Origin of the sequence: Leptothrix sp. (in: b-proteobacteria) (assembly GCF_965250675.1) — a bacterium.
GTDB lineage: Bacteria > Pseudomonadota > Gammaproteobacteria > Burkholderiales > Burkholderiaceae_C > Sphaerotilus.
On record NZ_CBDFPH010000008.1, the window covers coordinates 471,894 to 498,636 of the forward strand.

The 26,743-nt window shown below is 64.5% G+C and carries 33 protein-coding genes; 25 read left to right on the top strand and 8 right to left on the bottom strand.

Annotated elements, in window-relative coordinates:
• The 20 genes from AC5IG3_RS11455 to rplQ all read left to right on the top strand — a co-directional run bounded on the left by AC5IG3_RS11455 (position 1) and on the right by rplQ (position 12,434).
• On the top strand, positions 1-1,515 hold the full coding sequence (locus AC5IG3_RS11455; RefSeq protein WP_491906432.1) for an ammonium transporter: 1,515 nt from the start codon (positions 1-3) through the stop codon (positions 1,513-1,515).
• Between the two features lie 152 nt (positions 1,516-1,667).
• Positions 1,668-2,960 (top strand): glutamate--cysteine ligase, encoded by a 1,293-nt coding sequence (gshA, locus tag AC5IG3_RS11460; RefSeq protein WP_491906433.1) that lies wholly within the window; start codon positions 1,668-1,670, stop codon positions 2,958-2,960.
• A 254-nt stretch (positions 2,961-3,214) separates the two neighbouring features.
• Complete coding sequence (rplN, locus tag AC5IG3_RS11465) at positions 3,215-3,583, top strand: 50S ribosomal protein L14 (RefSeq protein ID WP_173805738.1); 369 nt, start codon at positions 3,215-3,217, stop codon at positions 3,581-3,583.
• A gap of 23 nt (positions 3,584-3,606) precedes the next feature.
• Positions 3,607-3,924: a 50S ribosomal protein L24 gene (rplX, locus tag AC5IG3_RS11470; protein ID WP_491906434.1), complete on the top strand. Its 318-nt coding sequence runs from the start codon at positions 3,607-3,609 to the stop codon at positions 3,922-3,924.
• A 17-nt stretch (positions 3,925-3,941) separates the two neighbouring features.
• Positions 3,942-4,493, top strand: coding sequence for a 50S ribosomal protein L5 (gene rplE / locus AC5IG3_RS11475; RefSeq protein ID WP_491906435.1), 552 nt, complete (start codon positions 3,942-3,944; stop codon positions 4,491-4,493).
• 8 nt (positions 4,494-4,501) lie between these two features.
• Positions 4,502-4,807: a 30S ribosomal protein S14 gene (gene rpsN / locus AC5IG3_RS11480; protein WP_491906436.1), complete on the top strand. Its 306-nt coding sequence runs from the start codon at positions 4,502-4,504 to the stop codon at positions 4,805-4,807.
• A 36-nt stretch (positions 4,808-4,843) separates the two neighbouring features.
• On the top strand, positions 4,844-5,239 hold the full coding sequence (gene rpsH, locus AC5IG3_RS11485; protein ID WP_491906437.1) for a 30S ribosomal protein S8: 396 nt from the start codon (positions 4,844-4,846) through the stop codon (positions 5,237-5,239).
• A gap of 15 nt (positions 5,240-5,254) precedes the next feature.
• On the top strand, positions 5,255-5,788 hold the full coding sequence (rplF, locus tag AC5IG3_RS11490; protein WP_491906438.1) for a 50S ribosomal protein L6: 534 nt from the start codon (positions 5,255-5,257) through the stop codon (positions 5,786-5,788).
• An 11-nt stretch (positions 5,789-5,799) separates the two neighbouring features.
• Positions 5,800-6,165, top strand: a complete 366-nt coding sequence (rplR, locus tag AC5IG3_RS11495) for a 50S ribosomal protein L18 (RefSeq protein WP_491906439.1) — start codon at positions 5,800-5,802, stop codon at positions 6,163-6,165.
• Positions 6,166-6,195: 30 nt separating this feature from the next.
• A complete protein-coding gene (gene rpsE, locus AC5IG3_RS11500; protein WP_491906440.1) occupies positions 6,196-6,714 on the top strand; it encodes a 30S ribosomal protein S5 in 519 nt (172 codons plus the stop codon).
• Positions 6,715-6,731: 17 nt separating this feature from the next.
• Positions 6,732-6,914: a 50S ribosomal protein L30 gene (rpmD, locus tag AC5IG3_RS11505; protein WP_491906441.1), complete on the top strand. Its 183-nt coding sequence runs from the start codon at positions 6,732-6,734 to the stop codon at positions 6,912-6,914.
• Between the two features lie 26 nt (positions 6,915-6,940).
• Entirely contained in the window at positions 6,941-7,375 is a 435-nt protein-coding gene (rplO, locus tag AC5IG3_RS11510; protein WP_491906442.1) for a 50S ribosomal protein L15, read from the top strand.
• Between the two features lie 41 nt (positions 7,376-7,416).
• Positions 7,417-8,727: a preprotein translocase subunit SecY gene (gene secY, locus AC5IG3_RS11515; protein WP_491906443.1), complete on the top strand. Its 1,311-nt coding sequence runs from the start codon at positions 7,417-7,419 to the stop codon at positions 8,725-8,727.
• 35 nt (positions 8,728-8,762) lie between these two features.
• Positions 8,763-8,981, top strand: coding sequence for a translation initiation factor IF-1 (infA, locus tag AC5IG3_RS11520; RefSeq protein WP_198969230.1), 219 nt, complete (start codon positions 8,763-8,765; stop codon positions 8,979-8,981).
• A gap of 51 nt (positions 8,982-9,032) precedes the next feature.
• Positions 9,033-9,146, top strand: a complete 114-nt coding sequence (rpmJ, locus tag AC5IG3_RS11525; RefSeq protein ID WP_012348927.1) for a 50S ribosomal protein L36 — start codon at positions 9,033-9,035, stop codon at positions 9,144-9,146.
• Between the two features lie 35 nt (positions 9,147-9,181).
• Positions 9,182-9,547 (top strand): 30S ribosomal protein S13, encoded by a 366-nt coding sequence (gene rpsM, locus AC5IG3_RS11530; protein ID WP_491906444.1) that lies wholly within the window; start codon positions 9,182-9,184, stop codon positions 9,545-9,547.
• Positions 9,548-9,577: 30 nt separating this feature from the next.
• Complete coding sequence (gene rpsK / locus AC5IG3_RS11535) at positions 9,578-9,982, top strand: 30S ribosomal protein S11 (RefSeq protein WP_491906445.1); 405 nt, start codon at positions 9,578-9,580, stop codon at positions 9,980-9,982.
• A 237-nt stretch (positions 9,983-10,219) separates the two neighbouring features.
• Positions 10,220-10,843, top strand: coding sequence for a 30S ribosomal protein S4 (rpsD, locus tag AC5IG3_RS11540; protein ID WP_491906446.1), 624 nt, complete (start codon positions 10,220-10,222; stop codon positions 10,841-10,843).
• Positions 10,844-10,985: 142 nt separating this feature from the next.
• A complete protein-coding gene (locus AC5IG3_RS11545; RefSeq protein ID WP_491906447.1) occupies positions 10,986-11,972 on the top strand; it encodes a DNA-directed RNA polymerase subunit alpha in 987 nt (328 codons plus the stop codon).
• Positions 11,973-12,038: 66 nt separating this feature from the next.
• Positions 12,039-12,434 (top strand): 50S ribosomal protein L17, encoded by a 396-nt coding sequence (gene rplQ, locus AC5IG3_RS11550; RefSeq protein ID WP_491906448.1) that lies wholly within the window; start codon positions 12,039-12,041, stop codon positions 12,432-12,434.
• A 93-nt stretch (positions 12,435-12,527) separates the two neighbouring features.
• Here the strand turns inward: rplQ and AC5IG3_RS11555 are convergent, their stop codons facing one another.
• The 5 genes from AC5IG3_RS11555 to AC5IG3_RS11575 are packed head-to-tail and all read right to left on the bottom strand — an operon-like array spanning position 12,528 to position 17,278.
• A complete protein-coding gene (locus AC5IG3_RS11555; protein ID WP_491906449.1) occupies positions 12,528-13,022 on the bottom strand; it encodes a CinA family protein in 495 nt (164 codons plus the stop codon).
• Between the two features lie 11 nt (positions 13,023-13,033).
• Positions 13,034-13,564, bottom strand: coding sequence for a phosphatidylglycerophosphatase A family protein (locus AC5IG3_RS11560; protein ID WP_491906450.1), 531 nt, complete (start codon positions 13,562-13,564; stop codon positions 13,034-13,036).
• On the bottom strand, positions 13,561-14,529 hold the full coding sequence (gene thiL, locus AC5IG3_RS11565) for a thiamine-phosphate kinase (RefSeq protein WP_491906780.1): 969 nt from the start codon (positions 14,527-14,529) through the stop codon (positions 13,561-13,563). Before thiL ends, AC5IG3_RS11560 begins: the two co-directional genes overlap by 4 nt.
• 29 nt (positions 14,530-14,558) lie before the next feature.
• Positions 14,559-15,212 (bottom strand): response regulator transcription factor, encoded by a 654-nt coding sequence (locus tag AC5IG3_RS11570; RefSeq protein ID WP_491906451.1) that lies wholly within the window; start codon positions 15,210-15,212, stop codon positions 14,559-14,561.
• The gene (locus tag AC5IG3_RS11575) at positions 15,209-17,278 is read right to left on the bottom strand and encodes a sensor histidine kinase (protein ID WP_491906452.1); all 2,070 of its coding nucleotides are present in this window, start codon (positions 17,276-17,278) and stop codon (positions 15,209-15,211) included. The genes AC5IG3_RS11570 and AC5IG3_RS11575 overlap by 4 nt, the downstream gene beginning before the upstream one ends.
• Before the next feature lie 108 nt (positions 17,279-17,386).
• Between AC5IG3_RS11575 and AC5IG3_RS11580 the strand changes: the two genes are divergently transcribed.
• The 4 genes from AC5IG3_RS11580 (at position 17,387) to AC5IG3_RS11595 (ending at position 20,933) form a co-directional block, all read left to right on the top strand.
• Positions 17,387-19,681 carry an NADP-dependent malic enzyme gene (locus AC5IG3_RS11580; RefSeq protein WP_491906453.1) on the top strand — a complete coding sequence of 765 codons (2,295 nt, stop codon included), beginning with the start codon at positions 17,387-17,389 and terminating at the stop codon, positions 19,679-19,681.
• Between the two features lie 279 nt (positions 19,682-19,960).
• Positions 19,961-20,335, top strand: coding sequence for a guanyl-specific ribonuclease (locus AC5IG3_RS11585; RefSeq protein ID WP_491906781.1), 375 nt, complete (start codon positions 19,961-19,963; stop codon positions 20,333-20,335).
• Positions 20,336-20,370: 35 nt separating this feature from the next.
• Positions 20,371-20,766, top strand: coding sequence for a barstar family protein (locus AC5IG3_RS11590; protein ID WP_491906454.1), 396 nt, complete (start codon positions 20,371-20,373; stop codon positions 20,764-20,766).
• Between the two features lie 38 nt (positions 20,767-20,804).
• The gene (locus AC5IG3_RS11595) at positions 20,805-20,933 is read left to right on the top strand and encodes a hypothetical protein (RefSeq protein ID WP_491906455.1); all 129 of its coding nucleotides are present in this window, start codon (positions 20,805-20,807) and stop codon (positions 20,931-20,933) included.
• A 76-nt stretch (positions 20,934-21,009) separates the two neighbouring features.
• On the opposite strand, the gene rsmA is transcribed toward AC5IG3_RS11595, so the two are convergent.
• The 3 genes from rsmA to AC5IG3_RS11610 are packed head-to-tail and all read right to left on the bottom strand — an operon-like array spanning position 21,010 to position 25,591.
• A complete protein-coding gene (gene rsmA, locus AC5IG3_RS11600) occupies positions 21,010-21,804 on the bottom strand; it encodes a 16S rRNA (adenine(1518)-N(6)/adenine(1519)-N(6))-dimethyltransferase RsmA (protein ID WP_491906456.1) in 795 nt (264 codons plus the stop codon).
• 32 nt (positions 21,805-21,836) lie between these two features.
• Positions 21,837-23,165 carry a peptidylprolyl isomerase gene (locus AC5IG3_RS11605; RefSeq protein ID WP_491906457.1) on the bottom strand — a complete coding sequence of 443 codons (1,329 nt, stop codon included), beginning with the start codon at positions 23,163-23,165 and terminating at the stop codon, positions 21,837-21,839.
• Positions 23,162-25,591, bottom strand: coding sequence for an LPS-assembly protein LptD (locus AC5IG3_RS11610; RefSeq protein WP_491906458.1), 2,430 nt, complete (start codon positions 25,589-25,591; stop codon positions 23,162-23,164). Before AC5IG3_RS11610 ends, AC5IG3_RS11605 begins: the two co-directional genes overlap by 4 nt.
• 66 nt (positions 25,592-25,657) lie before the next feature.
• Between AC5IG3_RS11610 and AC5IG3_RS11615 the strand changes: the two genes are divergently transcribed.
• Complete coding sequence (locus tag AC5IG3_RS11615) at positions 25,658-26,740, top strand: aminoglycoside phosphotransferase family protein (protein WP_491906459.1); 1,083 nt, start codon at positions 25,658-25,660, stop codon at positions 26,738-26,740.
• Positions 26,741-26,743: the final 3 nt, after the last annotated feature.

Sequence of the window (26,743 nt, forward strand, 5' to 3'; positions counted from 1 at the left end):
ATGAAGAAATTTCTAGCCAAACTTGTACTGGGCCTGGCCGTGCTGGGCTTTGCCGGCGGTGTGCTGGCGCAGGCGGCTTCCGAGCCTGCGGCGGCGGCATCGGCCGTGATGGAGGCCGCTTCGGCGGCTGTGGAAGCGGCCGCACCGGCTGCGGATGCTGCGCCCGCCGTTGCGGCGCCGGTGCCCAACAAGGCGGATACCGCCTGGATGATGGTCTCCACGCTGCTCGTCATCCTGATGACGGTGCCGGGCCTGGCGCTGTTCTACGGCGGCCTGGTGCGCGCCAAGAACATGCTGTCGGTGCTGATGCAGGTGATGGTCACGTTCTCGCTGATCGTTGTGCTGTGGGCCCTGTACGGCTACAGCCTGGCCTTCACCGAGGGCAACGCCTTCATCGGCGGCTTCGACCGCATCCTGATGCACGGCGTGTGGGACAACGTGGCGGGCACGTTCGCCAACGCCGCGACGTTCAGCAAGGGTGTCTACATCCCGGAAATCGTGTTTGCCGCTTTCCAGGCCACGTTCGCGGGCATCACCTGCGCACTGATCGTGGGCGCGTTCGCCGAGCGCATGAAGTTCAGCGCCGTGCTGCTGTTCATGGTGATCTGGTTCACCTTCAGCTACTTGCCGGTGGCTCACATGGTCTGGTTCTGGATGGGCCCGGACGCCTACAGTGCCGCAGGTGTGGTCGATGAGATGAATGCCAAGGCTGGCTACATCTGGCAGATGGGTGCTCTGGACTTTGCTGGCGGCACCGTGGTGCACATCAACGCGGCCGTGGCCGGTCTGGTGGGCGCGTACATGTCGGGCAAGCGCGTCGGTTATGGCCGCGAAGCCTTCACGCCGCACTCGCTGACGCTGACCATGGTCGGTGCCTCGCTGCTGTGGGTGGGCTGGTTCGGTTTCAACGCCGGCTCGGCACTGGAAGCCAACGGCTTTGCCGCCCTGGCCTTCATCAACACCTTCTTCGCGACCGCTGCTGCGGTGCTGGCCTGGTGCGTGGGTGAGTCGCTGCTCAAGGGCAAGGCGTCGATGCTGGGTGCCGCTTCGGGCGCCGTGGCCGGTCTGGTGGCGATCACGCCGGCAGCGGGCAACGTGGGCATCGTCGGTGGCCTGGTGATCGGCCTGATCGCCGGCTTCGCCTGCCTGTGGGGTGTGACCAGCCTGAAGAAGCTGCTGGGCGCGGACGACTCGCTCGACGTCTTCGGTGTGCACGGCATTGGCGGCATCGTCGGCGCGCTGCTGACCGGTGTCTTCAACTCGCCCAACCTGGGTGGCCCGAGCGCCGTGGGCGACTGGGTCACGGTCGGCATGATTGCGCCGGACGTCTATTCGGTGGCTGCGCAGTTCATGGTCCAGCTGAAGGCCGTGCTGATCACCGTGGTGTGGTCGGGTGTGGTCTCGGTGATCGCCTTCAAGGTGGTCGACCTGGTGATCGGCCTGCGCGTGACCGAAGAGGAAGAGCGCGAAGGTCTGGACATCAGCTCGCACGGCGAGACCGCTTATCACAAGTAAGGTCAGCAGCAGGTTTGCGGATCGGCTCGGGTTTCCGGGTCGTCCTCATCTGAAAGAGGGGTCGCCATGTGCGGCCCCTTTTGTTTTGGGTCGCCACCCCCACGTGCGGAGCTTCCTAGAATCGACCGACTCAGCACCGAACGGCACTCATCATGGTTCCTCACCTCGTCACCGCACTGAATGGCCCGATCAACGAGCTGGAGGCCCGTATCCTGGAATCGATGCCTGCCATCGAGCGCTGGTTCCGGCTGGAATGGATGGAGCACACGCCGCCGTTCTATAGCTCGGTAGATCTGCGTAACGCGGGCTTCAAGCTCGCGCCGGTCGACACCAATCTCTATCCGGGCGGCTGGAATAACCTGACGCCCGAGATGATGCCGCTGGCGGTCCAGGCGGCGATGGCCGCGATCGAGAAGATCTGCCCCGAAGCCAAGAACCTGCTGTTGATCCCCGAAAAGCACACGCGCAACACCTTCTACCTGACCAACGTGGCACGCCTGCGCGAGATCTTCACGCAGGCCGGCCTGAACGTGCGGCTGGGCACGCTCGACCCCGAGGTCAAGGAGCCGATGACGCTCGACCTGCCCAGCGGCGAGCAGCTGGTGATCGAGCCGCTGCTGCGCACGCCGCGCCGGCTGGGCTTGAAGGGTTTCGATCCCTGCACCATCCTGCTCAACAACGACCTGTCGGCGGGCATTCCGGCCGTGCTGCAGGGCCTGCACGAGCAATACCTGCTGCCACCGCTGCATGCGGGTTGGGCGGTACGGCGCAAGACGCATCATTTCCAGGCCTACGAGGAAGTGGCCAAGAAGTTCGCCAAGCTGCTGGGCATGGACCCGTGGCTGATCAACCCGATGTACACCTCATGCGGGCAGGTGAATTTCTCGGAGGGCGCCGGTATCGAGTGCATCCGCAGCAACGTCGACGCGCTGCTGGGCAAGATCCGCCGCAAGTACAAGGAATACGGCATCAACGAGAAGCCGTTCGTGATCGTCAAGGCCGACAACGGCACCTACGGCATGGGCATCATGACGGTGCGCGACACCAGGGAACTCGAAGAGATCAACCGCCGCACGCGCAACAAGATGAGCGTGGTGAAGGACGGCCAGGAGGTCACTGAAGTGATCATCCAGGAAGGTGTCCCCACCTATGAGCGCATGAATGAAGCGGTCGCCGAGCCTGTGGTCTACATGATGGACCGCTACGTGGTGGGCGGCTTCTACCGCGTGCACGCCGACCGGGGCATCGATGAGAACCTCAACGCACCCGGCGCGCAGTTCGTGCCTCTCGCATTTGCCGAGAGCCATCACCTGCCGCGCCCCGGTGCCAAACCGGGTGCAAGCGCGCCCAACCGCTTCTACATGTACGGCGTGATCGCCCGATTGGCGATGCTGGCGGCCAGCTACGAGCTTGAAGCGACCGATCCCGATGCCGAGGTGTATTGAGTGGGTCGAGCGCGTCGCGCATGGAACTCGAATCCTATGCAAATACAGCGAAAAGAGTGTTGACCTGATCTGATGTCCATGCCATACTAGTCGACTCTTCTGGCTTGCACTCGTGCCTAGCTGTACGTGGTGCAAATCAGTTTCCGCCCCAAGCGTGAACGCCAAGCTTATGACTGGCATTCATGACACGGGCCCAAGACTGACCGCGACACTAGCCGAGTGGGGCTGTAGCGCGGGATAAGTTGGGGATTCACATGATCCAAATGCAATCGCGACTTGATGTCGCGGACAACACCGGTGCGAAGTCCGTCATGTGCATTAAGGTGCTTGGCGGTTCTAAGCGTCGTTACGCCGGCATCGGCGACGTGATCAAGGTCAGCATCAAAGAAGCTGCACCGCGTGGTCGCGTGAAAAAAGGCGAGGTGTACAACGCCGTGGTGGTTCGCACTGCCAAGGGCGTCCGTCGTCAAGACGGTTCACTCGTCAAGTTTGATGGCAATGCGGCCGTGCTGCTCAATGCCAAGCTGGAGCCTATCGGCACTCGCATCTTCGGCCCCGTGACGCGTGAACTGCGTACCGAGCGCTTCATGAAGATCGTTTCGCTGGCTCCGGAAGTGCTCTAAGAGCGGACCGCAAAGGACTGGCCATGAACAAGATTCGCAAAGGCGACCAGGTCATCGTGTTGACCGGTCGTGACAAGGGTAAGCGCGGAACAGTTTCGCTGCGCGTCGACGAAGACCACCTGGTGGTCGATGGCGTCAACGTGGTGAAAAAGCATGTGCGCCCGAATCCCCTCAAGGGTTCGACCGGTGGCATCGTTGATAAGACCATGCCGATTCATCAATCGAATGTGGCGATCTTCAACTCCGCGACCGGCAAGGCCGATCGCGTGGGTATCAAGCTCCTGGCAGACGGCAAGAAAGTGCGTGTCTACAAGTCCAGTGGCGAAGAGATCAAAGCCTGAGGCTGAGGAAAAAGCAAATGGCTCAACAACAAGCTCGTCTGCAGGACTTCTATCGTGAAACCATCGTTCCGGCGCTGGTTGAGAAGTTCGGCTACAAGTCGGTGATGCAAGTTCCGCGTCTCGAAAAAATCACGCTCAACATGGGTGTGAGCGAGGCTGTGTCGGACAAGAAGGTCATGGATCACGCCGTCGGCGACCTGACCAAGATCGCAGGCCAAAAGCCCGTGGTCACCAAGTCCCGCAAAGCTATCGCCGGTTTCAAGATCCGCGAAAACGTGCCGATCGGCTGCATGGTCACGCTGCGTGGCGTGCGCATGTATGAATTCCTGGATCGCTTCGTCACCATCGCGCTTCCGCGTGTTCGTGACTTCCGCGGTATTTCTGGTCGCTCGTTCGATGGTCGTGGTAACTACAACATCGGCGTTAAAGAGCAGATCATTTTCCCGGAAATCGAATACGACAAGGTTGACGCTCTGCGTGGTCTGAACATCAGCATCACGACGACCGCGCAAACCGACGATGAGTGCAAGGCGCTGCTGACGGCCTTCCGTTTCCCGTTCAAGAACTGAGGTTAGCTGTGGCAAAACTCTCACTCATTCAGCGCGAAGAAAAGCGCGAGAAGCTGGTTGCCAAGTTCGCCAAGAAATACGCGGAACTGAAAGCCATCATCGACGACCAAAGCAAGTCGGAAGAAGAGCGCTATGCGGCTCGTCTGACGCTGCAAAAATTGCCCCGTAATGCGAACCCGACACGTCTGCGCGCTCGTTGCGCAATGACGGGTCGTCCGCGCGGCACCTTCCGAAAGTTCGGCCTGGGCCGTACCAAGATTCGTGAACTGGCCTTCCGTGGCGACATCCCCGGTGTCGTCAAGGCGAGCTGGTAATTCGGCAACCCCCAGGGCACGAACAGGAGTTATTCCATGAGCATGAGTGATCCTATCGCCGACATGCTGACCCGCATTCGCAACGCTCAGATGGTCGAGAAGACCAGCGTTGTGATGCCGTCTTCCAAGCTTAAATCTGCCATCGCGCAGGTGCTGAAGGACGAGGGTTACATCGACGGTTTCGCAGTCAAGTCGACTGACGGTAAATCTCAACTCGAGATTGCGCTGAAATACTACGCGGGTCGCCCCGTGATCGAGCGCATCGAGCGAGTCAGCCGCCCCGGCCTGCGTATCTACAAGGGTCGCCACGATATTCCCACCGTGCAAAACGGTTTGGGTGTCGCTATTGTCACCACGCCCCAGGGCGTGATGACCGATCGCAAAGCACGCGCTGCCGGTATCGGTGGTGAAGTGCTGTGCTACGTCGCTTAAGGCAGGAGGTCGCAGATGTCCCGCGTTGGAAAGATGCCGGTCGCCGTCCCGCAAGGCGTGGATGTGGCGATCACCGCTGATCAGATCAGTGTGAAGGGTGTGCTGGGTGCCTTGGTGCGTCCGGTTCACCCCCTGGTCAAGGTCGAAAATGATGCTGGCAAGCTCAGCTTCACCCCGCTCAATGAGTCGGCTGAAGCGAATGCGATGTCAGGAACCATTCGCGCATTGGTGGCCAATATGGTCGTCGGTGTCAGCAAGGGTTTCGAGAAGAAATTGAACCTGGTTGGCGTGGGTTTCCGCGCACAGGCTCAAGGTCAGAAACTGAATCTGCAGATCGGGTTTTCGCATCCGGTGGTCAAGGAAATGCCTGCTGGCATCAAGGTCGAGTGCGCAACTCAGACCGAAATCCTGATCAAGGGTGCCGATCGCCAGGCTGTGGGTCAGCTTGCCGCTGAAGTGCGTGCCTTCCGTCCGCCGGAGCCTTACAAGGGTAAGGGCATTCGGTACTCGGACGAGAAGGTCTCTCTCAAAGAGACCAAGAAGAAGTAAGGAGCCGCATCATGTTGAACAAAAAAGAACAGCGTCTGCGTCGCTCCCGTCAGACTCGCGCTCGGATCGCACTGCAAGGTGTCGAGCGTTTGAGCGTCTTCCGCAGCAACCTGCACATCTACGCCAGCGTCATCTCTGCCGACGGCGGCAAGGTGCTGGCGTCAGCTTCCACGGTCGAGAAGAGCGTTCGCGCCGATCTCGTGGCAGCTGGCAAGGGTGGCAGCGTCGATGCAGCTCAGGTGATTGGCAAGCTCATCGCCGAGCGTGCCAAGGCCGCTGGCGTTGAGAAAGTCGCATTCGACCGTTCGGGCTTTGCCTATCACGGCCGCGTCAAAGCATTGGCTGAAGCAGCTCGCGAAGCTGGTCTGCAGTTCTAAGCGCCGCGCTGGCAAACGAAGGAACACGAAATGGCTAAGTTTCAACCGAAAATCGCTGACGAAGGTCGCGACGACGGCATGCGCGAAAAGATGATCCAAGTCAACCGCGTGACCAAAGTGGTCAAGGGCGGTCGGATCATGGCGTTTGCCACGCTGACGGTGGTGGGTGATGGTGATGGCCGTGTCGGCATGGGCAAGGGCAAGGCACGTGAAGTGCCCGTGTCCGTCCAGAAGGCGATGGAGCAGGCACGTCACAACCTCGTGAAGATTCCGCTGCGCAACGGCACCGTGCCGCACAACGCAACGGGCGAACATGGTGCAGCACGCGTGCTGCTGGCTCCGGCTCCTGCCGGTACCGGCATCATTGCTGGCGGCCCGATGCGCGCTGTCTTCGAAGTGCTGGGTATCACCGACATCGTGGCCAAGAGCCTCGGTTCGTCGAACCCTTACAACATGGTTCGCGCCACGTTTGATGCCCTGTCACGCATGACAACGGCTTCTGAAGTGGCTGCCAAGCGTGGCAAGTCGATCGAAGAGATCTTCAACTGAGCCACTGGGAGCAGATGATGTCTGAACAAAAAACGGTCAAGGTCAAGCTTGTTAGAAGCCCGATCGGTACCCGTGAATCCCATCGCGCCACCGTGCGTGGTCTGGGTTTGCGTGGCGTCAACAGCGAGTCGGTGTTGGAAGACACCCCTGCTGTGCGCGGCATGATCAACAAGATTGCGTATCTCGTGAAGGTGCTTTGAGCATCTGAACGCAGAGGAAGAACGACATGGAACTCAATTCGATCAAGCCGAGCTCGGGTGCCAAGCACGCCAAGCGTCGCGTCGGTCGCGGTATCGGTTCGGGCCTGGGCAAGACTGCAGGTCGTGGCCACAAGGGTCAGAAATCGCGCGCCGGTGGTTATCACAAGGTGGGTTTCGAAGGCGGTCAAATGCCTTTGCAACGTCGCCTGCCCAAGCGCGGTTTCAAGTCGCAGCTGCTGAAGTTCAATGCTGAAGTGACGCTGGGCCAACTGCAAGCACTGGCCGTCGATGAAATCGACGTGCTGACGCTCAAGCAAGCTGGCCTCGTGGGCGAGCTGGCCAAGGTGATCAAGGTCATCAATACCGGCGTGCTGACCAAGAAGGTCGTGCTCAAGGGTATCGGTGCAACCGCAGGTGCCAAGACCGCTATTGAAGCAGTCGGCGGCTCGCTGTCGGCTTGAGTCTGACTTCGCGACGACTCTGACAGAGCAACAGGTTTTTCGTGGCAACCAACGCAACTCAACTGGCCAAAAGCGGTAAGTTCGGCGACCTTCGTCGTCGCCTTGTCTTTCTGCTGCTGGCTTTGGTGGTGTACCGCATCGGTGCGCACATTCCCGTGCCTGGCATCAATCCTGATCAGCTCGCGCAGCTGTTCAAGGGCCAGCAAGGTGGCATCCTGAACTTGTTCAACATGTTCTCGGGTGGTGCGTTGTCACGATTCACCGTCTTCGCGCTGGGGATCATGCCGTACATCTCGGCATCGATCATCATGCAGTTGATGGGTTATGTTGTACCTGCCCTGGAGTCGCTCAAGAAAGAGGGTGAATCAGGTCGTCGCAAGCTGACCCAATACACCCGCTACGGCACACTGGGTTTGGCGCTGTTTCAATCCATGGGCATTGCCCTGGCATTGGAAGGTTCGGCTGGTCTGGTGATTGAGCCGGGCATGATGTTCCGGGTCGGAGCCATTGTCAGCTTGACCGCTGGCACGATGTTCCTGATGTGGTTGGGCGAGCAGATTACCGAACGCGGTCTGGGCAACGGGATTTCGATCCTGATCTTTGCAGGTATTGCTGCTGGCTTGCCCAGCGCAATCGGTGGTCTCTTGAATCTGGTCAATACCGGTTCGATGAGCATCATTGCTGCAATTTTCATCGTGGCGATCGTGTTCGGCGTGACATTTGTGGTGGTCTTTGTCGAGCGTGGTCAACGCAAGATTTTGGTCAACTACGCCAAGCGTCAGGTTGGTAATAAAGTTTATGGTGGTCAGTCTTCGCACTTGCCGCTGAAAATCAATATGGCGGGCGTGATTCCGCCGATCTTTGCCTCGTCGATCATCCTCCTGCCGGCAACGGTGGTGGGTTGGTTTGCAACGGGTGAAGACTTTCGGTGGCTGAAGGATATTTCTTCAGCACTGTCGCCCGGACAGCCGATTTATGTGCTGTTGTATGCAGCAATGATTGTGTTCTTCTGCTTTTTCTATACGGCGTTGGTTTTCAACAGCCGCGAGACAGCAGATAACCTGAAGAAGAGTGGCGCTTTCATCCCAGGCATTCGGCCTGGTGATCAAACCGCACGTCACATTGACAAGATTCTGGCCCGACTGACCTTGGGTGGAGCGGTCTACATCACTGCGGTGTGTCTGCTGCCCGAGTTTCTTGTCTTGAAGTACAACGTGCCGTTCTACTTTGGCGGTACCTCGCTCCTGATCATCGTGGTTGTCACGATGGACTTCTGGGCGCAGGTTCAGTCTTATGTGATGTCGCAGCAGTACGAAACGCTGCTCAAGAAGTCCAGCTTCAAAGCAGGATGACCCTGTAAGAGTAGCAAGCAAGAGGCAAGCGACTAATGGCCAAGGATGACGTCATCCAAATGCAGGGGGAGGTGGTGGAAAACCTTCCCAATGCGACGTTTAGAGTGAAACTGGAAAACGGGCATATTGTGCTCGGCCACATTTCCGGCAAGATGCGTATGCACTACATCCGTATCCTGCCTGGCGACAAGGTGACAGTGGAACTCACACCGTACGATCTTTCCCGTGCTCGCATCGTTTTCCGGGCGAAGTGAGCTGATTTCTTAGTCCCGGAAGACGAGCACAAGCTGATCAAGGAGAAGACCATGAAAGTCTCCGCATCCGTAAAGAAGATCTGCCGCAATTGCAAGATCATCCGTCGCAAGGGTGTGGTTCGTGTCATCTGCACCGACCCGCGCCACAAGCAGCGTCAAGGCTGAGCCTGACCTACGCTGCAACCGTATAGAGGACGCACATGGCACGTATTGCTGGTATTAATATCCCGCCGCACAAGCATTCCGAGATCGGTCTGACTTCGATCTACGGCATTGGCCGCACCACGGCGCAGAAAATCTGCGACGCTTGTGGCATTGCTTACAACAAAAAGATCAAAGATCTGACCGATAGCGATCTTGAAAAGATTCGCGATGAGGTGGGTCGTTTGACGATCGAGGGCGACTTGCGTCGCGAAATCTCGATCAACATCAAGCGCCTGATGGACTTGGGCTGCTATCGCGGCTTCCGCCATCGTCGTGGTCTGCCTGTGCGCGGACAACGGACACGCACCAATTCCCGTACCCGCAAGGGTCCGAAGAAGGGCGCTGCTGCGCTGAAGAAGTAAGCACCGCACTGCTTCGGAGAGATCACAGTTATGGCTAAAGCACCCGTTAATAACGCATCACGTCGCGTCAGCAAGAAGGTTCGCAAGAACATTGCCGATGGTGTCGCACACGTGCACGCGTCGTTCAACAACACCATCATCACCATCACCGACCGCCAGGGCAATGCCTTGTCCTGGGCGTCGAGCGGTGGCCAGGGCTTCAAGGGCTCGCGCAAGTCCACCCCGTTCGCTGCTCAAGTTGCAGCCGAAGTGGCGGGTCGCGCGGCTCAAGAGCAAGGCATTAAGAACCTGGACGTCAAGATCAAGGGCCCTGGCCCGGGTCGCGAGTCTTCGGTTCGCGCACTGGCCTCGTTGGGCATCCGTATCGCGTCGATCTCCGACGTGACGCCGGTTCCGCACAACGGTTGCCGTCCGCAGAAGCGCCGTCGCATCTAAAGCTGAGTCAGGTTGCACTTCATCAGTGCAGCTTGTCAAAAGCTCTATAATGCTCGGCTGATCCGGCGAGCGCTTTATGCGCCGCCGGTTTTCTTGTTGAAGAAGCCTCCGCATTCGCTTTGTGAAGCGGTCGTTGGCCTTCACCGACTAAGACCACCGTTTGCGTGAGTTTCGACTCATCAGACTTGCGCGCGCTTCCGTGAAGCACGCGTCAGCATCATCCTCAAGGACATATCCGTGGCACGTTACCTCGGCCCCAAGGCCAAGCTCTCCCGCCGTGAAGGCACCGACCTCTTCCTGAAGAGCGCACGCCGCTCGATCAGCGACAAGTCGAAGTTCGAAACCAAGCCGGGCCAGCATGGTCGCACTTCGGGTTCGCGTACGTCGGACTTCGGTCTGCAACTGCGTGAAAAGCAGAAGGTCAAGCGCATGTACGGCGTGCTGGAAAAGCAATTCCGCCGCTACTTCGCTGAAGCCGATCGCCGCAAGGGCAACACCGGCGCCAACCTGCTGTTCATCCTCGAGTCCCGTCTGGACAACGTGGTGTACCGCATGGGTTTCGGCTCGACCCGTGCTGAAGCGCGTCAGCTGGTTTCCCACAAGGCCGTGACGGTCAACGGCGGTGTCGTGAACATCTCGTCGTTCATGGTCAAGGCGGGTGACGTGGTTGCTGTGCGCGAAAAGTCGAAGAAGCAGCTGCGCATCGTTGATGCCCTGAAGCTGGCGGACTCGATCGGCCTGCCGGCCTGGGTGTCGGTGGATCTGGCCAAGATGGAAGGCATCTTCAAGAAGACGCCGGACCGCGACGAATTCGGCGCCGAGATCAACGAATCGCTGATCGTCGAACTGTATTCGCGCTGATCTGCCTGCTCGGGCGCGACTCATTCATTGAATCTGCGCCCCAAGCCGCTGTGTGTCCCGGGCATGCAGCGGCTTTATGCTTCCCGGTGGGTTCATCAGCCTTATCGGTGTAACGAGCCGAGGGTATTGACAGGAACTATCAATGCAAACAAATCTGCTGAAACCCAAAGCCATCAATGTCGATCCGCTTGGCGGTCATCGCGCCAAAGTGACGCTCGAGCCTTTCGAGCGTGGCTATGGCCACACGCTAGGCAATGCGCTGCGCCGTGTGCTGCTGTCGTCGATGGTTGGCTATGCGCCCACCGAAGTGACGATCGCCGGCGTGCTGCACGAGTACTCGACGATCGACGGTGTGCAAGAGGACGTGGTTCACATCATGCTGAACCTCAAGGGCGTGGTTTTCCGCCTGCACAACCGCGACGAAGTCACGCTGGTGCTGCGCAAGGAAGGCGAAGGCCCCGTGCGCGCGTCCGACATCCAGACGCCGCATGACGTCGAGATCATCAACCCGGACCACGTGATCGCTCACCTGGCCCAGGGTGGCAAGCTCGACATGCAGATCAAGGTCGAGAAGGGCCGTGGCTATGTGCCGGGCAGCATGCGTCGTTATGCCGACGAGCCGACCCGTGGCATCGGCCGCATCGTGCTGGACGCGTCGTTCTCGCCGGTCAAGCGCGTGAGCTACACGGTCGAGAGCGCCCGCGTCGAGCAGCGCACCGACCTCGACAAGCTCGTAATGGAGATTGAGACCAACGGCGCCATCTCGCCCGAGGAAGCGATCCGTGCATCGGCCAAGATCCTGGTCGAGCAGCTGGCGGTGTTCGCACAGCTGGAAGGCAGCGATCTGGCGGTCTTCGACCAGCCGGTGCAGCGCACCCAGCATTTCGACCCGATCCTGTTGCGTCCGGTCGATGAGCTGGAGTTGACGGTGCGTTCGGCCAACTGCCTGAAGGCCGAAAACATCTACTACATCGGCGACCTGATCCAGCGGACCGAAACCGAACTGCTCAAGACCCCGAACTTGGGCCGCAAGTCGCTCAACGAGATCAAGGAAGTCCTCGCCTCGCGCGGCCTGACCCTGGGTGCTCGCCTTGAGAACTGGCCGCCGCAAGGTCTCGACAAGCGTTGATTTTTTAGTGTGTGCACCCGGCAGTACCTGATCCGGCTGCCGGTTTTATAAAGAAAGGAAAGCACCATGCGTCACGGAAATGGACTCCGTAAACTGAACCGCACGTCTGCGCACCGCCTCGCGATGCTGCGCAACATGGCCAACTCGCTGATCCAGCACGAAGCCATCAAGACCACCGTGCCCAAGGCCAAGGAACTGCGTCGCGTCGTCGAGCCCCTGCTCACGCTCGGCAAGACCCCGACCCTGGCCAACAAGCGTCTGGCCTTCGACCGTCTGCGTGACCGTGACAACGTCGTCAAGCTGTTCGCCGTGCTCGGCCCGCGCTATGCAGCGCGTCCGGGTGGCTACACCCGCATCCTGAAGATGGGCTTCCGTGTTGGCGACAACGCGCCGATGGCCTTCGTCGAGTTGGTGGACCGTCCGGATCCCTCCGCTGAAGCGGCAGTCGATACGGCTGAATAAGCACCACAGACCAGGACGCCGTCGGGCGTCCTGACTGTTCAAAAAAGGGTCGGCGCTGCCGGCCCTTTTGCTTTGGTGGCTGCGGTTCGTTGATCAGGACACCAGCCGCTGCGCCAGGGTGCGCAGTGCGTGGAAGGCGGTCTGCTGACGCACCGCCGCACGGTCGCCGCCAAAACGCAGTTGCTCGCTCCAGCACTGGTCGCCCACCGCCCAGCCGAAGCAGACGGTGCCGACCGGCTTGTCGGCATTGCCGCCGGTCGGGCCGGCGATGCCTGTGACGGCCAGCGCGCATTGCGCCGGTGAGTGTTGCAGCGCGCCGCGCGCCATCGCTTCGGCCACGGCCAGGCTGACGGCGCCGTGCTGCTCGATCAGTGCGGCTGGCACGCCCAGCATCTCGGTCTTGGCGGCGTTGCTGTAGGTGACGAAGCCGCGCTCGAACCAGACGCTGGAGCCGCTCAGTTCGGTGCATGCCGCCGCGATGAGGCCGCCGGTACAGCTCTCGGCGCAGGCCAGCATCCAGCCGCGCGCCAGCAGGCGGCCGGCGAGCAGCGTCACTTCGGCGCTCAGGTCTTGGTGGATGGCGAGCATGGCGGCTGTCCTCAGTTCCAGTGCCGCAGCAGTGCCACGCCCACGGCGATGACGAACAGGCTGCAGCCGGCGGCCACCAGGTCGTCGACCATGATGCCGAAGCCGCCGCGCAAGCTGCGGCCCTTGAAGTGCTGATCGGCCCAGCGCACCGGGCCGGGCTTGGCGGCGTCAAAGTAGCGGAACAGCCCGAACGCGAGCAACTGCATCGCCCAGCCCGCCGGCGCCAGCACCCACAGCATCAGCCAGAAGGCGAGCACCTCGTCCCAGACGATGAAACCGGGGTCGGCAATGCCGGCGTGTTCCGCCGTCACCGTGCAGGCCCACCAGCCGACGAAGGCGCCGACCAGCAGCACGACGCCCCAGGCGGCGGCATCGAGCCAAACGCTCAGGCACAGGTAGGCCGCCCAGGCCCAGAGCGTGCCGACGGTGCCGGGGGCGACCGGGCTCAGCCCGCTGCCAGCGCCGAGGGCGATGAAATGCGCCGGATGGCTGAACATGAAGCGCGCCGAGACGCGCGCTTTGGGAGCCGTGGCTGAATTCATGCGCGGAAGTGGTCGAAAGAGGCCCAATGCGCCGTCAGCGGCTGGCCGTCCTGCAGCACACGAAGGCCGCTGCCCAGCTCGATGGCGCCGATGCGCGTGACCGGTGTGCCGCTGGTCTGCGCGGCGCGCTGGACGGCATCGCGCCGCGCCGCGGGCGCCGTGAACAGCAGTTCGTAGTCGTCGCCGCCGCTGAGCAGGCATTCGAGCTGAACTTCGGCGGCGACCGATGCCAGCACGGCGCTGCGCGGCAGTGCGTCAGCGTCGATCACGGCACCGAGTGCGCTGCCGGCACGTGCGCCGGAGCGTTCCAGAATGTGCGCCAGGTCACCTTGCAGGCCGTCGGACAGGTCGATGGCGCTGCTGGCGATGCCGCGCAGCGCCCGGCCCAGGGCCACGCGTGGCTGCGGCAACTCCAGCGCGTGAAGCGTATGGGCGCTGCCGGCGGCGTCGAGCGTCAGCCGGCCGAGCAGCACTTCCAGGCCCAGGCGTGCATCGCCCAGCGTGCCGCTGACCCACAGGTCATCGCCCGCCGCCGCGCCGCTGCGCAGCAGGGCCTGGCCGGGTGGTACTTCGCCGAACACCGTGATGCAGATGTTGAGCGGCCCGGCGGTGGTGTCGCCGCCGACCAGTTCGATGCCGTGCTCATCGGCCAGCGTGTGCAGGCCGAGCGCGAAGGGCGCCAGGAAGGCTTCGTCGGCGCGCGGCAGCGCCAGCGCCAGGGTGTAGGCCAGCGGCTCGGCACCGCAGGCGGCCAGGTCTGACAGATTGACCGCCAGCGCCTTGTGGCCGAGGTGCCGGGGCGCGACGCTGGGCAGGAAATGGCGGCCTTCGACCAGCATGTCGCACGACACCGCCAGCTGCATGCCGGGGCGCGGGCTGAGCAGCGCGCAGTCGTCGCCGATGCCGAGCGCGGCGCGGCGCACCGGGCGGTCGAAGTAGTGGCCGATCAGATCGAATTCACCCAGGGGCATGAGACAGCGGCGTGTTGCGGAGGTCAGCGATTCTGGATCATCGGCCAGCCGGCCTCACGCAGCAGGTTGGCCAGTTCCACGGCCGACTTGACGGCCATCTTCTCGAACACCCGGGCGCGGTGGACTTCGACCGTGCGCACGCTGATGTCGAGCGCGTCGGCGATGAGCTTGTTGGGCCGGCCGGCGATGACTTCGCGCATGACCTCGCGCTCGCGCTCGGTCAGGTCGGCCAGATCGCGCGCCAGCTTCTGGTGGCCGGCCCAGCGCTGCAGGGCCTGGGCGCTGCGGGCCTGGGCTTCGATCACCCGGTCGACCAGCGCGTTGTCGGAGAACGGCTTCTCGACGAAGTCGAACGCGCCGCGCTTGACGGCGGTCACGGCGGTGGCGACGTCGGCGTGGCCGGTCAGGAAGATGACCGGAATGCGCTCGGTCAGGCCACGCTCGGCCAGGCGCTCGAACAGGGCCATGCCGTTCATGCCGGGCATGCGCATGTCCAGCAGCAGGCAGGCGGGGCTGTCGGGCTTGACGTCGCCGGACTCGACGGCGGCCCAGAAGGCGTCGCCGGAGGCGAAGCCGCGCGGCAGCAGCCGGCGCGAGCGCAGCAGCCAGGCCAGTGCGTCGCGCAGCACCTCTTCATCGTCGACGACGTACACGGTGGCGGAGGGGAATGGATTCATGGGGGGGACTCCGCAAGAGGCTGGGCCGGCATCGCCGCCGGCAGGGTGAAGCGAAAGGTGGTGCGGCTCGGGTCACTGTCGAAGTCGAGCGCGCCGCCGTGCTGCTCGACCACCGTGCGGCACATCGCCAGCCCCATGCCCATGCCTTCGGGCTTGGTGGTGAAAAACGGCGTGAAGAGCTGGGCGGCGACTTCGGCGCTGATGCCCGCGCCGTGGTCGATCACGGCGAACTCCAGCCAGCGTTCGTCCACGCGCCGCACGCGCAGGCACAGCACGCGGTCGTCGGCGGGCGTGGGGTCTTCCATGGCCTGGATGCCGTTGCGTGCCAGGTTGAGCAGCACCTGCTCGACCATGGTGCGGTCGCACGACACGCGCGGCACCGGCCGGGGCAGGTCGATTTCGATGCGGGTGTGGCTGCGCCGGGCGGTCAGGCGCATCAGCGGCAGCACGGCTTCGATCAGCTCGTCGGCGCGCAGCGTCTCATGCAGGCGGTGGCGGCGGCGCACGAACTGGTGAACGCTGCGGATGACGCGGCCGGCGCGCTCGGCCTGCTCGGCCACGCGGCTGATGGCGCCGCGAATCATGCGCTGGGTTTCCAGATCGGCGGCGGGGTCGCCGGCCTGATCGGGCAGCAGGTTGAGCGTGCCGGTGGCGTAGCTGGCAATGGCCGACAGCGGCTGGTTCAGCTCGTGGCTGAGCAGCGTGGCCATCTCGCCCATGGTGGCCAGGCGGGCGGCGGCCTGCAGTTTTTCCTGCTGCTGGCGCGAGAGCTCCTCGACCTTGCGCTGCGCGCTCACGTCCAGCACGGTGCTCATCCAGCCGGTCTGCCGGCCCAGGCCGTCGACCAGCGGTGCTTCGAAGATCAGCACCGCGAAGCGCTCGCCGTTGCGGCGCATGAAGAGGGTTTCGTGGCCTTCGCGCGGCGGTGCGTTGCCGGCCACGCGCACGGCGTGGCGGCGGGTGTATTCCTCGACCTGCTCGGGCGGCCAGTAGGGCGGGTGGTGCGGGTCGTTGACATGCCGGCCCGGGTCGGGCGCGGCCAGCAGCTCTTCGGCGCTGTAGCCCACCATGGTGCAGAAGGCCGGGTTGACGTAGGTGATGCGGCCGTCCAGCGCGCGGGCGCGCAGGCCGGTGACGAGCGAATCCTCCATCGCCTTGCGGAAGGCGAGCGATTCGGCCAGCTTGCGCTCGGCGGCCGAGCGCCGCCGCACGTCGTAGGCCAGCAGCACCACGACCGCGCTGAGGGCGATCGACAGCACCACCACCAGCGCCGCGCTGAGGTTGGCGATCCGTGGTGGGCGGTTGGCGATGCTGTCGAGCCGCAGCAGCAGCGGCAGTCCGGCCAGCTCGACCAGGCGGTCGGCGCGGAACACGCCGCGCCCGCGGCTGGAGCCGGCGTGCGCGAGCCGGCTGCCATCGGACTCGACCAGCAGCACTTCATGGGTGCGCACCAGCGCGGCGGGCACGGCAGCTTCGAGCAGATCGGGCAGCGCGAACGTGGCGATCACCAGCCCCAGGGTCTGCCCACCCTGCAGCCGGGGGATGCAGAGGTCGACCATCTCGGCCCCCATGCCCGTGCCGGTGGGCAGGAAGTAGCTGCGCGAAAACGTGGGCGCCACAAAGCGCCGGGCCGCAGCACACGCCACCTCGGCGTCCACCTGCATGTCGCTGCGGGCGAGCCGGGTGAAGCGGCTGTCGTGCAAGGCCGACACCACGCTGTGTCCGAGTTCGAAGCTGGCGTTGCGCCATTCGATGCGCGCCAGCTCGCGACGATCGCGCAGCAGGCCCTGCACCTGCGCCGCCCAGGCCGGGGAGTCGGGCGCCGGGTCGGTCCAGAGCAGTTGCTGCAGCGCCTGGATGTCATCGACCAGACGCTGGCGCAACTCCGCCGCGGCATGGGCAGCGGCTGTTTCGGTGGCGTCCTGCAGCTGGTTGTGCTCATGCTGCCAGGTCAGCCACAGCAGAGCAGCCTGCACCGCCAGCAGCAGCGCGACCAGGGCGGCCCAGAGCAGCACCCGACGGCGGCTTCGGCCTGCAAAGGGCGGCGAGGGAGCGGTGTCTGACATGACCCGAAGTATCGGCGCGGCCCGTGGCGTCTCGATCTACGTGCTTTCCGGTAGCCGTCCGGCTGCGCGCTTCCTACAATCCCGCACCCCGAACCGGAAACCAACACCATGTCGACCTTTGATGAAAAGAGCGCGGAACTGCGCCGCAGTGCCCTCGAATATCACGAGTTTCCGACCCCAGGCAAGATCGCCATCGCGCCGACCAAGCAGCTGATCAACCAGCGCGATCTGGCGCTGGCGTACTCGCCCGGTGTGGCGGCGGCGTGCGAGGAAATCGTGGCCGACCCGGCCAACGCCTTCCGCTACACCGCACGCGGCAACCTGGTGGCCGTGGTCACCAACGGCACGGCCGTGCTGGGCCTGGGCGACATCGGCCCGCTGGCGTCCAAGCCGGTGATGGAAGGCAAAGGGGTGCTGTTCAAGAAGTTCGCCGGCATCGACGTGTTCGACCTGGAACTCGAAGAGCGCAACCTCGACAAGCTGGTCGACATCATCGCGGCGCTGGAGCCGACGTTCGGTGGCATCAACCTTGAGGACATCAAGGCGCCGGACTGCTTCTACGTCGAGCGCAAGCTGCGCGAGCGCATGAAGATCCCCGTTTTCCATGACGACCAGCACGGCACTGCCATCGTGGTGGGCGCGGCGCTGCTCAACGGCCTGAAGGTCATCGGCAAGGACATCACCCAGGTCAAGCTGGTGTCGTCGGGCGCGGGCGCCGCGGCGTTGGCCTGCCTGAACCTGCTGGTCAAGCTCGGCATGCCGCGCGAGAACATCTTCGTCACCGACCTGGCCGGCGTGGTCTACCAGGGCCGTGTCGAGCTGATGGACCCGGACAAGGCCGAGTTCGCACAGGACACGCCGCACCGCACGCTGCGCGAGGCGATTGCTGGCGCGGACATCTTCCTCGGCCTGTCGGCCGGCGGCGTGCTCAAGGGCGACATGGTGGCGAGCATGGGCCCGCGCCCGCTGATCTTCGCGCTGGCCAACCCGAATCCCGAGATCCAGCCCGAGGACGTCAAGGCGGTGCGCGACGACGCCATCATGGCCACCGGCCGCACCGACTACCCGAACCAGGTCAACAACGTCCTGTGTTTCCCGTACATCTTCCGCGGCGCGCTGGACTGCGGCGCCACCACCATCACCGACGCGATGGAAGTGGCGGCGGTGCACGCGATTGCCGAACTCGCCCAGGCCGAGCAGAGCGAGGTGGTGGCGGCGGCCTACGCCGGCGCCAACCTGAGCTTCGGGCCGGAGTACCTGATTCCGAAGCCGTTTGATCCGCGCCTGATGATGAAGATCGCGCCGGCCGTGGCGCTGGCGGCGGCCGAGTCGGGCGTGGCGGCGCGGCCGATCAAGGACTTCGACGCCTACCGCGAGAAGCTGCAGGCCTTCGTCTACGCCTCGGGCACGACGATGAAGCCGATTTTCAACCTCGCCAAGCGCGCCACCGCCAAGCGCGTGGCCTATGCCGAGGGCGAAGAAGAGCGCGTGCTGCGCGCGGTGCAGGTGGTGGTCGATGAAGGCCTGGCGCAGCCGACGCTGATCGGCCGCCCCAAGGTGATCGCCCAGCGCATCGAGACCTTCGGCCTGCGCCTGAAGGAGGGCATCGATTACGCGGTGGTCAACACCGACTTCGACCACCGCTACCGCGACTACTGGCAGACCTACCACCAGATGACCGAGCGCAAGGGCGTGACCCAGCAGCTCGCCAAGATCGAGATGCGCCGCCGCCTGACGCTGATCGGCTCGATGCTGCTGCACAAGGGCGAGGTCGACGGCATGATCTGCGGCACCTGGGGCTCGACCTCCGGTCACCTGGCCTACATCGACCAGGTCATCGGCCGCCGCGCCGGGGTCAAGACCTACGCCTGCATGAACGGCCTGATCCTGCCGGGCCGCCAGGTCTTCCTGGTCGACACCCATGTCAACTACGACCCGACCGCCGAGCAGCTGGCCGAGATCACCGTGCTGGCGGCCGAGGAGCTGATGCGCTTCGGCATCCAGCCCAAGGCGGCGCTGCTGTCGCACTCGAACTACGGCTCCAGCCAGCACCCGTCGGCGCAGAAGATGCGCGACGCCTTCGTGCTGATCCGCGACCGCGCGCCCTGGCTCGAAGTGGACGGCGAGATGCACGGTGACGCTGCGCTCGACCCGGCCTACCGCAGCGAGCTGATGCCGCACACCACGCTCACCGGCGAAGCCAACCTGCTGGTCATGCCCAACATCGACGCGGCCAACATCAGCTACAACCTGCTCAAGACGGCGGCGGGCGGTGGCATTGCCATCGGCCCGGTCCTGCTGGGCGCAGCCAAGCCGGTGCACATCCTCACGCCGTCGGCGACGGTGCGCCGTATCGTCAACATGACGGCCCTGACCGTGGCGGACGCCAACGCCGCGCGCTGACCTGCTGCGCTTTACAGCAGTTTCAGACGGAAGGCGCCTACTCGCATGAGTGGGTGCCTGCTTACTTTCGTCTGAAGCCCCTCATTTCTGCTGAAAATTGAGGCAGAGCCTTGAGCTTTTGGCCCTCTTTCGCTACCATTCGGGCCTTGAAATTAAGGATAACCCGTGGTTCATCAAGGCTTGCTTGACGTTTGTAAAAGCAGCCTCATCGGGTCGGGCCAAGAGTGCAGCGAACCACGCCGTGCCAAAACAGCCCGCCGATGGACGACAGCACTCGCGGTGCTGGCAACGCTGGTAGGGACATCCGGGTGGACGTCAGGCGCTGCACTAGCCCGCGAGCCTGCGACCCAACCCAGCGCATTGGCCACGACCGCACTCAGTGCGTTGCCCCATGAAGCGCGTCAGACCTACAGCTTGATCAAGACCGGTGGCCCCTTCCCTTTCCCCTATAAGGACGGGACGGTCTTCGGAAACCGGGAGAGGATTCTGCCTTCCCAGCAGCGCGGCTACTACCGCGAGTACACCGTATCAACACCCAAATCGCGCGACCGGGGCGCGCGACGCATCGTATGCGGCGGGCGTGAGCCCACGACTCCGGACACTTGTTACTACACACAGGATCACTACGCGAGCTTCAGCCGCATCGTGCCGTGATTCCTGACAGGATTGAAGAGCCCCAAGGGTCCATCATGCTTTTGCAGACCGTGCGTCCGAACATCGTGCAGGCCATCCGCGCCTTCCGCGTGGACGATCTCCTCGCGGAGGCCCAGAACCTGGGTCACCACTTCTTATATGCGAACCTCTCCGGGACGCAATCCAAGCAGGAAGTGCTGGAACAAATCGCCTCGAGCTTCTTGTTTCCGGCGCATTTCGGCAAAAACCTGGATGCGCTCTTTGATTGCATGACCGATCTGGTTCACAAATCAGGCAGCCAGCCCGGCTTTGTCGTGGTGCTGGAGCAGTTGCCTGACAACGCCAAGTTCGACCGTGAAGCGCGCGAGCAACTGCTCGACGTCTTCCGCGAGGCTGCAGACTTCTGGGGGGAACGCAAGATACCCTTCAGGTGCTTCTATTCTTTTCAGTAGCCCGCTCCCAGGAACAAGGCCAATGGGAGCGGGCTGAGATGGCCCAAGTCGAACAACCCGTCAAGCCGGCGCCCAAGCCGAGCAAGAACGCCGCACCGAGTTTCGCGCCGCACATGCCCGTCATGAGCAGCGCATTCGACACCTCGGCGCTGGTGGTGGTCGTGTAAGACGACCCGCGATTCGACGTACAAAAAAACCCGGCTGACGCGACGTCAGCCGGGTTTTTTCATGGCGTTCGCCCGTTCAAGCCGTTGGCGTTGGTGCGGGCTTTGACGCCGCAGCCACGTCCAGCGCCAGGGCGATGAACTCGGCCACCGGCACCTCTTCGGCGCGCCGCTGCATGTCGAAGGTGGTGGCGTGCTGGCGCTCTTCGAGCCAGCGTCCCAGGCTGTGCCGCAACAGCTTGCGGCGCTGCGAGAAGGCCGCGGTGACCAGCGCGCCCAGCAGCGCCGGGTCGAGCGCTGCCGGTGCGGCGATCGGCACCATGCGGACCACGGCCGAGTCCACGCGCGGCGGCGGCTCGAAGGCCTCTGGCGGCACGTCGAACAGCGCTTCGATGTGATAGCGCCACTGCAGCATCACCGACAGCCGGCCGAAATCCTTGCAGCCCGGGCTGGCGGCCATGCGGTCGACCACCTCTTTCTGCAGCATGAAATGCTGGTCGATCACCGCATCCACGTGCGTCAGCAGGTGGAACAGGATCGGGCTGGAGATGTTGTACGGCAGGTTGCCGATCACGCGCAGCTTCTGCCCGGCGGCAGCGGCCAGCGCGGTGAAGTCGACCTTCAGCACGTCGGACTCGATCACCTCGATCTCGGGCCGTTTGCGCAGCTTGGCGGCCAGATCGCGGTCGAGTTCGACCACGGTCAGGCGCTCGCAGCGCTCCAGCACCGGGTTGGTCATGGCGCCCAGGCCGGGGCCGATCTCGACCAGTGCCTCGCCAGGATGCGGGGCGATGCTGCGGACGATGTTGTCGAGGACCGAGCCGTCGGTCAGGAAATGTTGGCCGAAGCGCTTGCGCGCAATGTGTTTGCTCAAAACGGCAGACTCAGGGGTAGGGGATCAGGCCGTCACAGGCCGGGCGGCTCGCGCAGCTCGACGTAGGCGCGCGCACGGATCTCGCGCGCCCAGTCGGCATAGGTTGCCTCGTATTTCTGCTCGCGCAGGGCCGCGCGGGCGGCCTCGCGTTGCTGGCGCACGGTCAGGTTGACCTGTCGTCGTTCGAGCAGTTGGATCAGGTGCACGCCGAAGCGTGACACCAGCGGCTCGGAGATCTCGTTGGGCCGCAGTTGCAGCATGACTTTCTCGAACTCCGGTACGAACTGGCCCGGCCCGGCCCAGCCGAGATCGCCGCCGTTGGGCGCGCTGCCGTCTTCGGAGTGCTGGCGCGCCAGCTCCTCGAATCGGGCGCGTTTGCTCAGGATCTGCTGGCGGTAGTCGCTCAGGCGCGCCAAAGCGGCTGCCTGTGTCAGGCCCGCGCCCGGGCGCAGCAGGATGTGGCGGGCGCGGTTCTGCACCACCGACAACGTTGCCTCCTTGCGCTCGACCAGCTTGAGCACGTGCAGGCCGGCGTCCGAGCGGATCACCTGCGGCGCCACTTCACCGGCCCGCAGCGGCCGCACCGCTTCCACGAACACGTCCGGCAGACGGTCGGCGCGGCGCATGCCCAGCTCGCCGCCCTGTTCCTTGTTGCCGTCGGAGAGCTCGCGCACCAGCGCGGCAAAGTCTTCGCCCGCGCGCAGGCGCTGCAGCGCGCTCACGGCCCGAACGCGGCGCTCGGCCACCTGGGCCGGCGTGGCGTTCTCGGGCAGCCGGACCAGGATCTGCGCGACGTTGTATTCGCTGGCGGCGCCGGCCTTCTGGCGCTGGTCGTCGAGCCAGTTCTCGATGTCGGCATCGCTGATGCGCAGACGGGCCTGCACCTCGCGCTCGCGCACGCGCTCCAGCAGCATCTGGTCGCGGATATTGCTGCGAAAGCGCAGGTAATCGACGCCATCTTCGCGCAACCGCTCGCGCAGCGCAGGCAGTGTCAGCTCGTTCTGCGAGGCGATGCCGCTGATGGTGCGGTCGATTTCGGCCTCCTCGATGCGCAGGCCGCTGTCGCGGGCGTAGCCGAGCTGGGCGCGCTCGTCGATCAGCTGGTCGAGCGCGTCGGCCTGCAGCGTGGCCGGGTCGAGCCGGCTGCCGCGTGGCGCTTCCTGCTCGGCACGGAGAGCGCGCTGCTGCACCTCGGTGTTGGTGACCAGCTCGCGGTTGACCACGGCGACGATGTAGTCGGCGTTCAGCCGCGGCGCAGCCTGCAACTGCGCTTGTACCGGCGCTGCCAGGCTGGCCGCCGTCGCCAGGAGCAGCGTCACGCGTCGGGGCGCGCGCCGGAGGAAGGTCAACAGGTCAGTCATCGGGAGGTTTCTGTGCTGGGTTCGGCGCTGGCATCAGCGCGTGCGGATCGCGGCTCGCTCAGGAGCTGGTAGCCGGGAATATTGTCCTTCAGGACGGTCAGCGGATTGGTACCCAGGCGTGACAGGCCGGTCAGCTCCAGTTGCAGCATCAATCGCGTGGTGGCGGCATTCTGGCCGGTGGACTGGCGGTTGGCGACGATGCGGCCGATCCAGCAGCCCGCGTCGTACTCCAGCCCGGCGATGGCGCCGCTCATGCGCCGGTCGCGCACGCTGTAGTCGAGCCGGCCGACGCCGTAGAGCGTGCCTTCGCAGCGGGCGCTGGCCGAGGCCCGCGGCAGCGGATTCGTGGCCGACGCCTCGGCGCCGGCGCGCACCGCCTGCGCGGCCGGGCTGAAGTCCGGCAGCGGCCCGTGCAGCGGCCATTGCCAGCCCAGGCCGAGCTGTTCGCTCACGCCGCGCTGCAGCCGGTGGCTGACGTAGAGGGTGCGAAACGGCCCGGGCGAATAACGCGCGCTGGCGATGCTGCGCACCACGCGGTCGCTGTCGGGGTTGAACTGCAGCGCGCCTTCGAGCGTCCATTTCGGCAGCGCCGAGGTCGAGGCCAGCAGCAGCACGTCCGAGAAGCGCTGCGTCAGCGGCTCACCATCGGGTGTGATGCGCTGGTCGCGCAGCAGGTAGCGCTGCGCGATGCCCAGGCGCGCCAGCTCGCGGCCGTCGCCCGCGTCGACGAAGCGGCTGCTCAGGCCGGCGGTGACCTGGTGCGTGTCGGACACGCGGTCGATGCCTGAGAACGCGTTCTCGGCAAACACCGTCGTGGCGTTGAAGTCCAGTGCGGCGCTGTCGAACTGCGGCAGTGCGCTCTGATCTCGCCATGGCGTGTGTACGTAGAGCAGGCGCGGCTCCAGCGTCTGCGTCAGCGCGTGGCCGAAGGCCTCGACCGGCCGCTCGAAGATCCAGGCGTTGTCGACGCTCAGCGTGGGGATCAGCCGCGTGGCGCTGCGCCGGCCGTCGGCCAGCGGCTGGTCGAGCTGATAGGTGGCGGCGTTGAAGCCCAGCCGCGGCGTGAGCTGCCAGCCGCCTTGGCCCAGCGGCCATGCCACGCTGCCGAGCGCATGCGCCCGCGTGCCGGTGATCTGCGTGCTGTCCTGGTGGTCGTAGCGGTTGAACTCGGTCTGCAGCGACCAGTTCAGCGCGCCATGCTGGCCGTTCCACAACGCGCCCACCTGCGGCGCCTGGCGATAAGGCGCATCGATGCGGTCGGTCAGTGCATCGCCCTGCAGCGTCTGCCAGGTCCGGGCGCGGGCGTAAATCAGCTGGTCGACGTCACCCCACTCGCCCAGCGACAGGTTGCGGCGTTGGCGCAGCTGCGCTTGCGACCCCAGCAGGCGCGGCGTCACCGAATCGGCGCCGCGCAGGCCGTCGATCCAGTAGTCGTCGTCCGAGACGCGCAGCAGCTTCCAGTCGTAATCGAGCATCAAGCCCGCCTGGCCGGACTGCTGCACCTTCAACGCCCAGCGCGAGATGCCGCGCGTGTTGTCGTGCGGCAGCCAGGCCAGCTGCACCTCGCCCTTGGACTGGTCGAGCAGGTAGCGGTACTCGCCCTCGAAGCCTGCGCCGCGCTTGGTCGACACCGTGGGCGTCAGGGTCGCGTCCTGGTCGGGCGCGATGTTCCAGTAATAGGGCACGGCCAGGTCGAGGCCGCTGGTGCTGGCGATCTCGATGCGCGGCGGCAGCCAGCCGGACTTGCGCGCCTCGGTGACCGGAAAGCTCAGCAGCGGCGCGGCCAGGATCGGCACGCCGTAGAAGCGCACCACGGCGTTCTCGGCCAGGCCCTCGTTGGCATCGAAGTCCAGCCGCACGCGGCGGGTGGTCAGCACCCACGGCGGCGTGGTGTCGTCGCTCAGCTCGCAGCTGCTGTAGCTGGCGCCCAGCACCGACAGCCGGTTCTGGCCCAGGAAATCGACCCGCTGCGCCCGTCCGCCCGCCTGGGTGCGGGCGAATCGGAAGCGCGGCTCGGTGACATAGCCTTCGGCGCTCTGGGTGTTCAGGTCGAGTTCATCGCCGCGGTAGCTGTCGCTGCCGCGCTGCAGTTCGATGTGGCCGGCCGCGCGCACGCGGTCGTCGCCAAAGCGGTATTCGACCCGGTCGGCGTTCAAGGTCAGCAGCCCGCGCTGCAGCCGTACCCGGCCTTGCGCCAGCAACGACACGCCGGCCTCGCCGCTCAGGCTGTCGGCTTCGAGCTGGAGTTGCGAGGCCTCGGTGGCGCTGAAAACCGGCAGCGGCGGCACGGCTTCCCAGCGGATGTGGCAGGCGCGCGGCGCGGCGGTCTGGGCTTGCAGCGGCGCCGACAGGACCAGCCCCAGTGTCGACATCAGGGTGGCCAGGGCGAGGCGGATCAGGCGGAATTCAGCAGGGACGACAGGCACAGAGGAGGGCAGGCACAGCCCGGCTCGCTAAAATCAAAGGATTATTTCACGCACCCACTGTCTGCCTTGGCTGAGCTCACCTCCATTACCTGGGCCGACGATGTCCGTCGTGTCGCATTCCACACCTGGCTCGCGCCGCTGACGGCCGCGCACGGCCTGCGGCCCGAGACGCTGCGACCGGCCAGCGCCGACGCCAGCTTCCGGCGCTATTTCCGCGTCGACAGTGCTATCGACGGCCGTCATGGCACGCTGATCGTCATGGACGCCCCGCCCGCGCAGGAAGACAGTCGGCCCTTCGTCCACATGGCCGGCGTGCTCAAGGCCGCGGGCTTGAACGCCCCCGAGGTGCTGGCCTGGGATGAGGCGCACGGCTTCATGCTGCTGGGCGATCTGGGCGAGACCACCTACCTGGCCGCGCTGCAATCGCTCGACCTGAGCCGCAGCGCCGACCAGCAGCGCGCCAACACGCTCTACCTGGACGCGCTCAACGCGCTGGTGCGGCTGCAGCAGATCGACGCGCCCACGGCGGCGGTGCCCACCTACGACCTGCCGTTCGTGCAGCGCGAGCTGGACATCTTCACCGACTGGTACGTGGTGCGCCACCGCCAGCACACGCTGACCGACAAGCAGCAGGTGGGCCTGAAGCGCGCCTTCGAGCTGATCGCCCAGGTCTGGGCCGCGCAGCCGCAGGTGCTGGTGCACCGCGACTTCCACAGCCGCAACCTGATGGTCGGTGAGGCCGGTGCCAACCCCGGCGTGCTCGATTTCCAGGGCGCGATGTGGGGCCCGGTCAGCTACGACGCCGCCTCGCTGCTGCGCGACGCCTACATCGAGTGGGACGAAACCCAGCAGCTCGACTGGGCGGTGCGCTACTGGCAGGCCGCGCGCAAGGCCGGCGTGCCGGTGGGCGACGACTTCGGCAATTTCTGGCGTGATCTGGAATGGACCGGCCTGCAGCGCCACCTCAAGGTGCTGGGCATCTTCGCGCGCCTGAACCACCGCGACGGCAAGCCCGCCTACATGGCCGACCTGCCGCGCGTCTGGCGCCACGCCCACCACGTGGCGATGCGCTATTCGGTGCTGACGCCGCTGGCGCGCCTGCTCGAACAGCTGGGCGACATTCAGGCGCAAGAGGGCTACACCTTCTGAGGT

What these genes read in the sequence shown, in the direction of transcription:
- AC5IG3_RS11570 (WP_491906451.1), bottom strand. Translation starts at nt 15,212, where the DNA reads ATGAATCCATTCCCCTCCGCCACCGTGTACGTCGTCGACGATGAAGAG.
- AC5IG3_RS11590 (WP_491906454.1), top strand. Translation starts at nt 20,371, where the DNA reads ATGCTTTTGCAGACCGTGCGTCCGAACATCGTGCAGGCCATCCGCGCC.
- rplN (WP_173805738.1), top strand. Translation starts at nt 3,215, where the DNA reads ATGATCCAAATGCAATCGCGACTTGATGTCGCGGACAACACCGGTGCG.
- rplO (WP_491906442.1), top strand. Translation starts at nt 6,941, where the DNA reads ATGGAACTCAATTCGATCAAGCCGAGCTCGGGTGCCAAGCACGCCAAG.
- AC5IG3_RS11555 (WP_491906449.1), bottom strand. Translation starts at nt 13,022, where the DNA reads ATGCTCGCCATCCACCAAGACCTGAGCGCCGAAGTGACGCTGCTCGCC.
- rplQ (WP_491906448.1), top strand. Translation starts at nt 12,039, where the DNA reads ATGCGTCACGGAAATGGACTCCGTAAACTGAACCGCACGTCTGCGCAC.
- gshA (WP_491906433.1), top strand. Translation starts at nt 1,668, where the DNA reads ATGGTTCCTCACCTCGTCACCGCACTGAATGGCCCGATCAACGAGCTG.
- AC5IG3_RS11560 (WP_491906450.1), bottom strand. Translation starts at nt 13,564, where the DNA reads ATGAATTCAGCCACGGCTCCCAAAGCGCGCGTCTCGGCGCGCTTCATG.
- AC5IG3_RS11580 (WP_491906453.1), top strand. Translation starts at nt 17,387, where the DNA reads ATGTCGACCTTTGATGAAAAGAGCGCGGAACTGCGCCGCAGTGCCCTC.
- AC5IG3_RS11595 (WP_491906455.1), top strand. Translation starts at nt 20,805, where the DNA reads ATGGCCCAAGTCGAACAACCCGTCAAGCCGGCGCCCAAGCCGAGCAAG.
- infA (WP_198969230.1), top strand. Translation starts at nt 8,763, where the DNA reads ATGGCCAAGGATGACGTCATCCAAATGCAGGGGGAGGTGGTGGAAAAC.
- rplX (WP_491906434.1), top strand. Translation starts at nt 3,607, where the DNA reads ATGAACAAGATTCGCAAAGGCGACCAGGTCATCGTGTTGACCGGTCGT.
- rplE (WP_491906435.1), top strand. Translation starts at nt 3,942, where the DNA reads ATGGCTCAACAACAAGCTCGTCTGCAGGACTTCTATCGTGAAACCATC.
- rpsH (WP_491906437.1), top strand. Translation starts at nt 4,844, where the DNA reads ATGAGCATGAGTGATCCTATCGCCGACATGCTGACCCGCATTCGCAAC.
- rplR (WP_491906439.1), top strand. Translation starts at nt 5,800, where the DNA reads ATGTTGAACAAAAAAGAACAGCGTCTGCGTCGCTCCCGTCAGACTCGC.
- rpmD (WP_491906441.1), top strand. Translation starts at nt 6,732, where the DNA reads ATGTCTGAACAAAAAACGGTCAAGGTCAAGCTTGTTAGAAGCCCGATC.
- rpsM (WP_491906444.1), top strand. Translation starts at nt 9,182, where the DNA reads ATGGCACGTATTGCTGGTATTAATATCCCGCCGCACAAGCATTCCGAG.
- AC5IG3_RS11455 (WP_491906432.1), top strand. Translation starts at nt 1, where the DNA reads ATGAAGAAATTTCTAGCCAAACTTGTACTGGGCCTGGCCGTGCTGGGC.
- rpsK (WP_491906445.1), top strand. Translation starts at nt 9,578, where the DNA reads ATGGCTAAAGCACCCGTTAATAACGCATCACGTCGCGTCAGCAAGAAG.
- AC5IG3_RS11575 (WP_491906452.1), bottom strand. Translation starts at nt 17,278, where the DNA reads ATGTCAGACACCGCTCCCTCGCCGCCCTTTGCAGGCCGAAGCCGCCGT.
- rpmJ (WP_012348927.1), top strand. Translation starts at nt 9,033, where the DNA reads ATGAAAGTCTCCGCATCCGTAAAGAAGATCTGCCGCAATTGCAAGATC.
- rpsE (WP_491906440.1), top strand. Translation starts at nt 6,196, where the DNA reads ATGGCTAAGTTTCAACCGAAAATCGCTGACGAAGGTCGCGACGACGGC.
- AC5IG3_RS11545 (WP_491906447.1), top strand. Translation starts at nt 10,986, where the DNA reads ATGCAAACAAATCTGCTGAAACCCAAAGCCATCAATGTCGATCCGCTT.
- AC5IG3_RS11605 (WP_491906457.1), bottom strand. Translation starts at nt 23,165, where the DNA reads ATGACTGACCTGTTGACCTTCCTCCGGCGCGCGCCCCGACGCGTGACG.
- rplF (WP_491906438.1), top strand. Translation starts at nt 5,255, where the DNA reads ATGTCCCGCGTTGGAAAGATGCCGGTCGCCGTCCCGCAAGGCGTGGAT.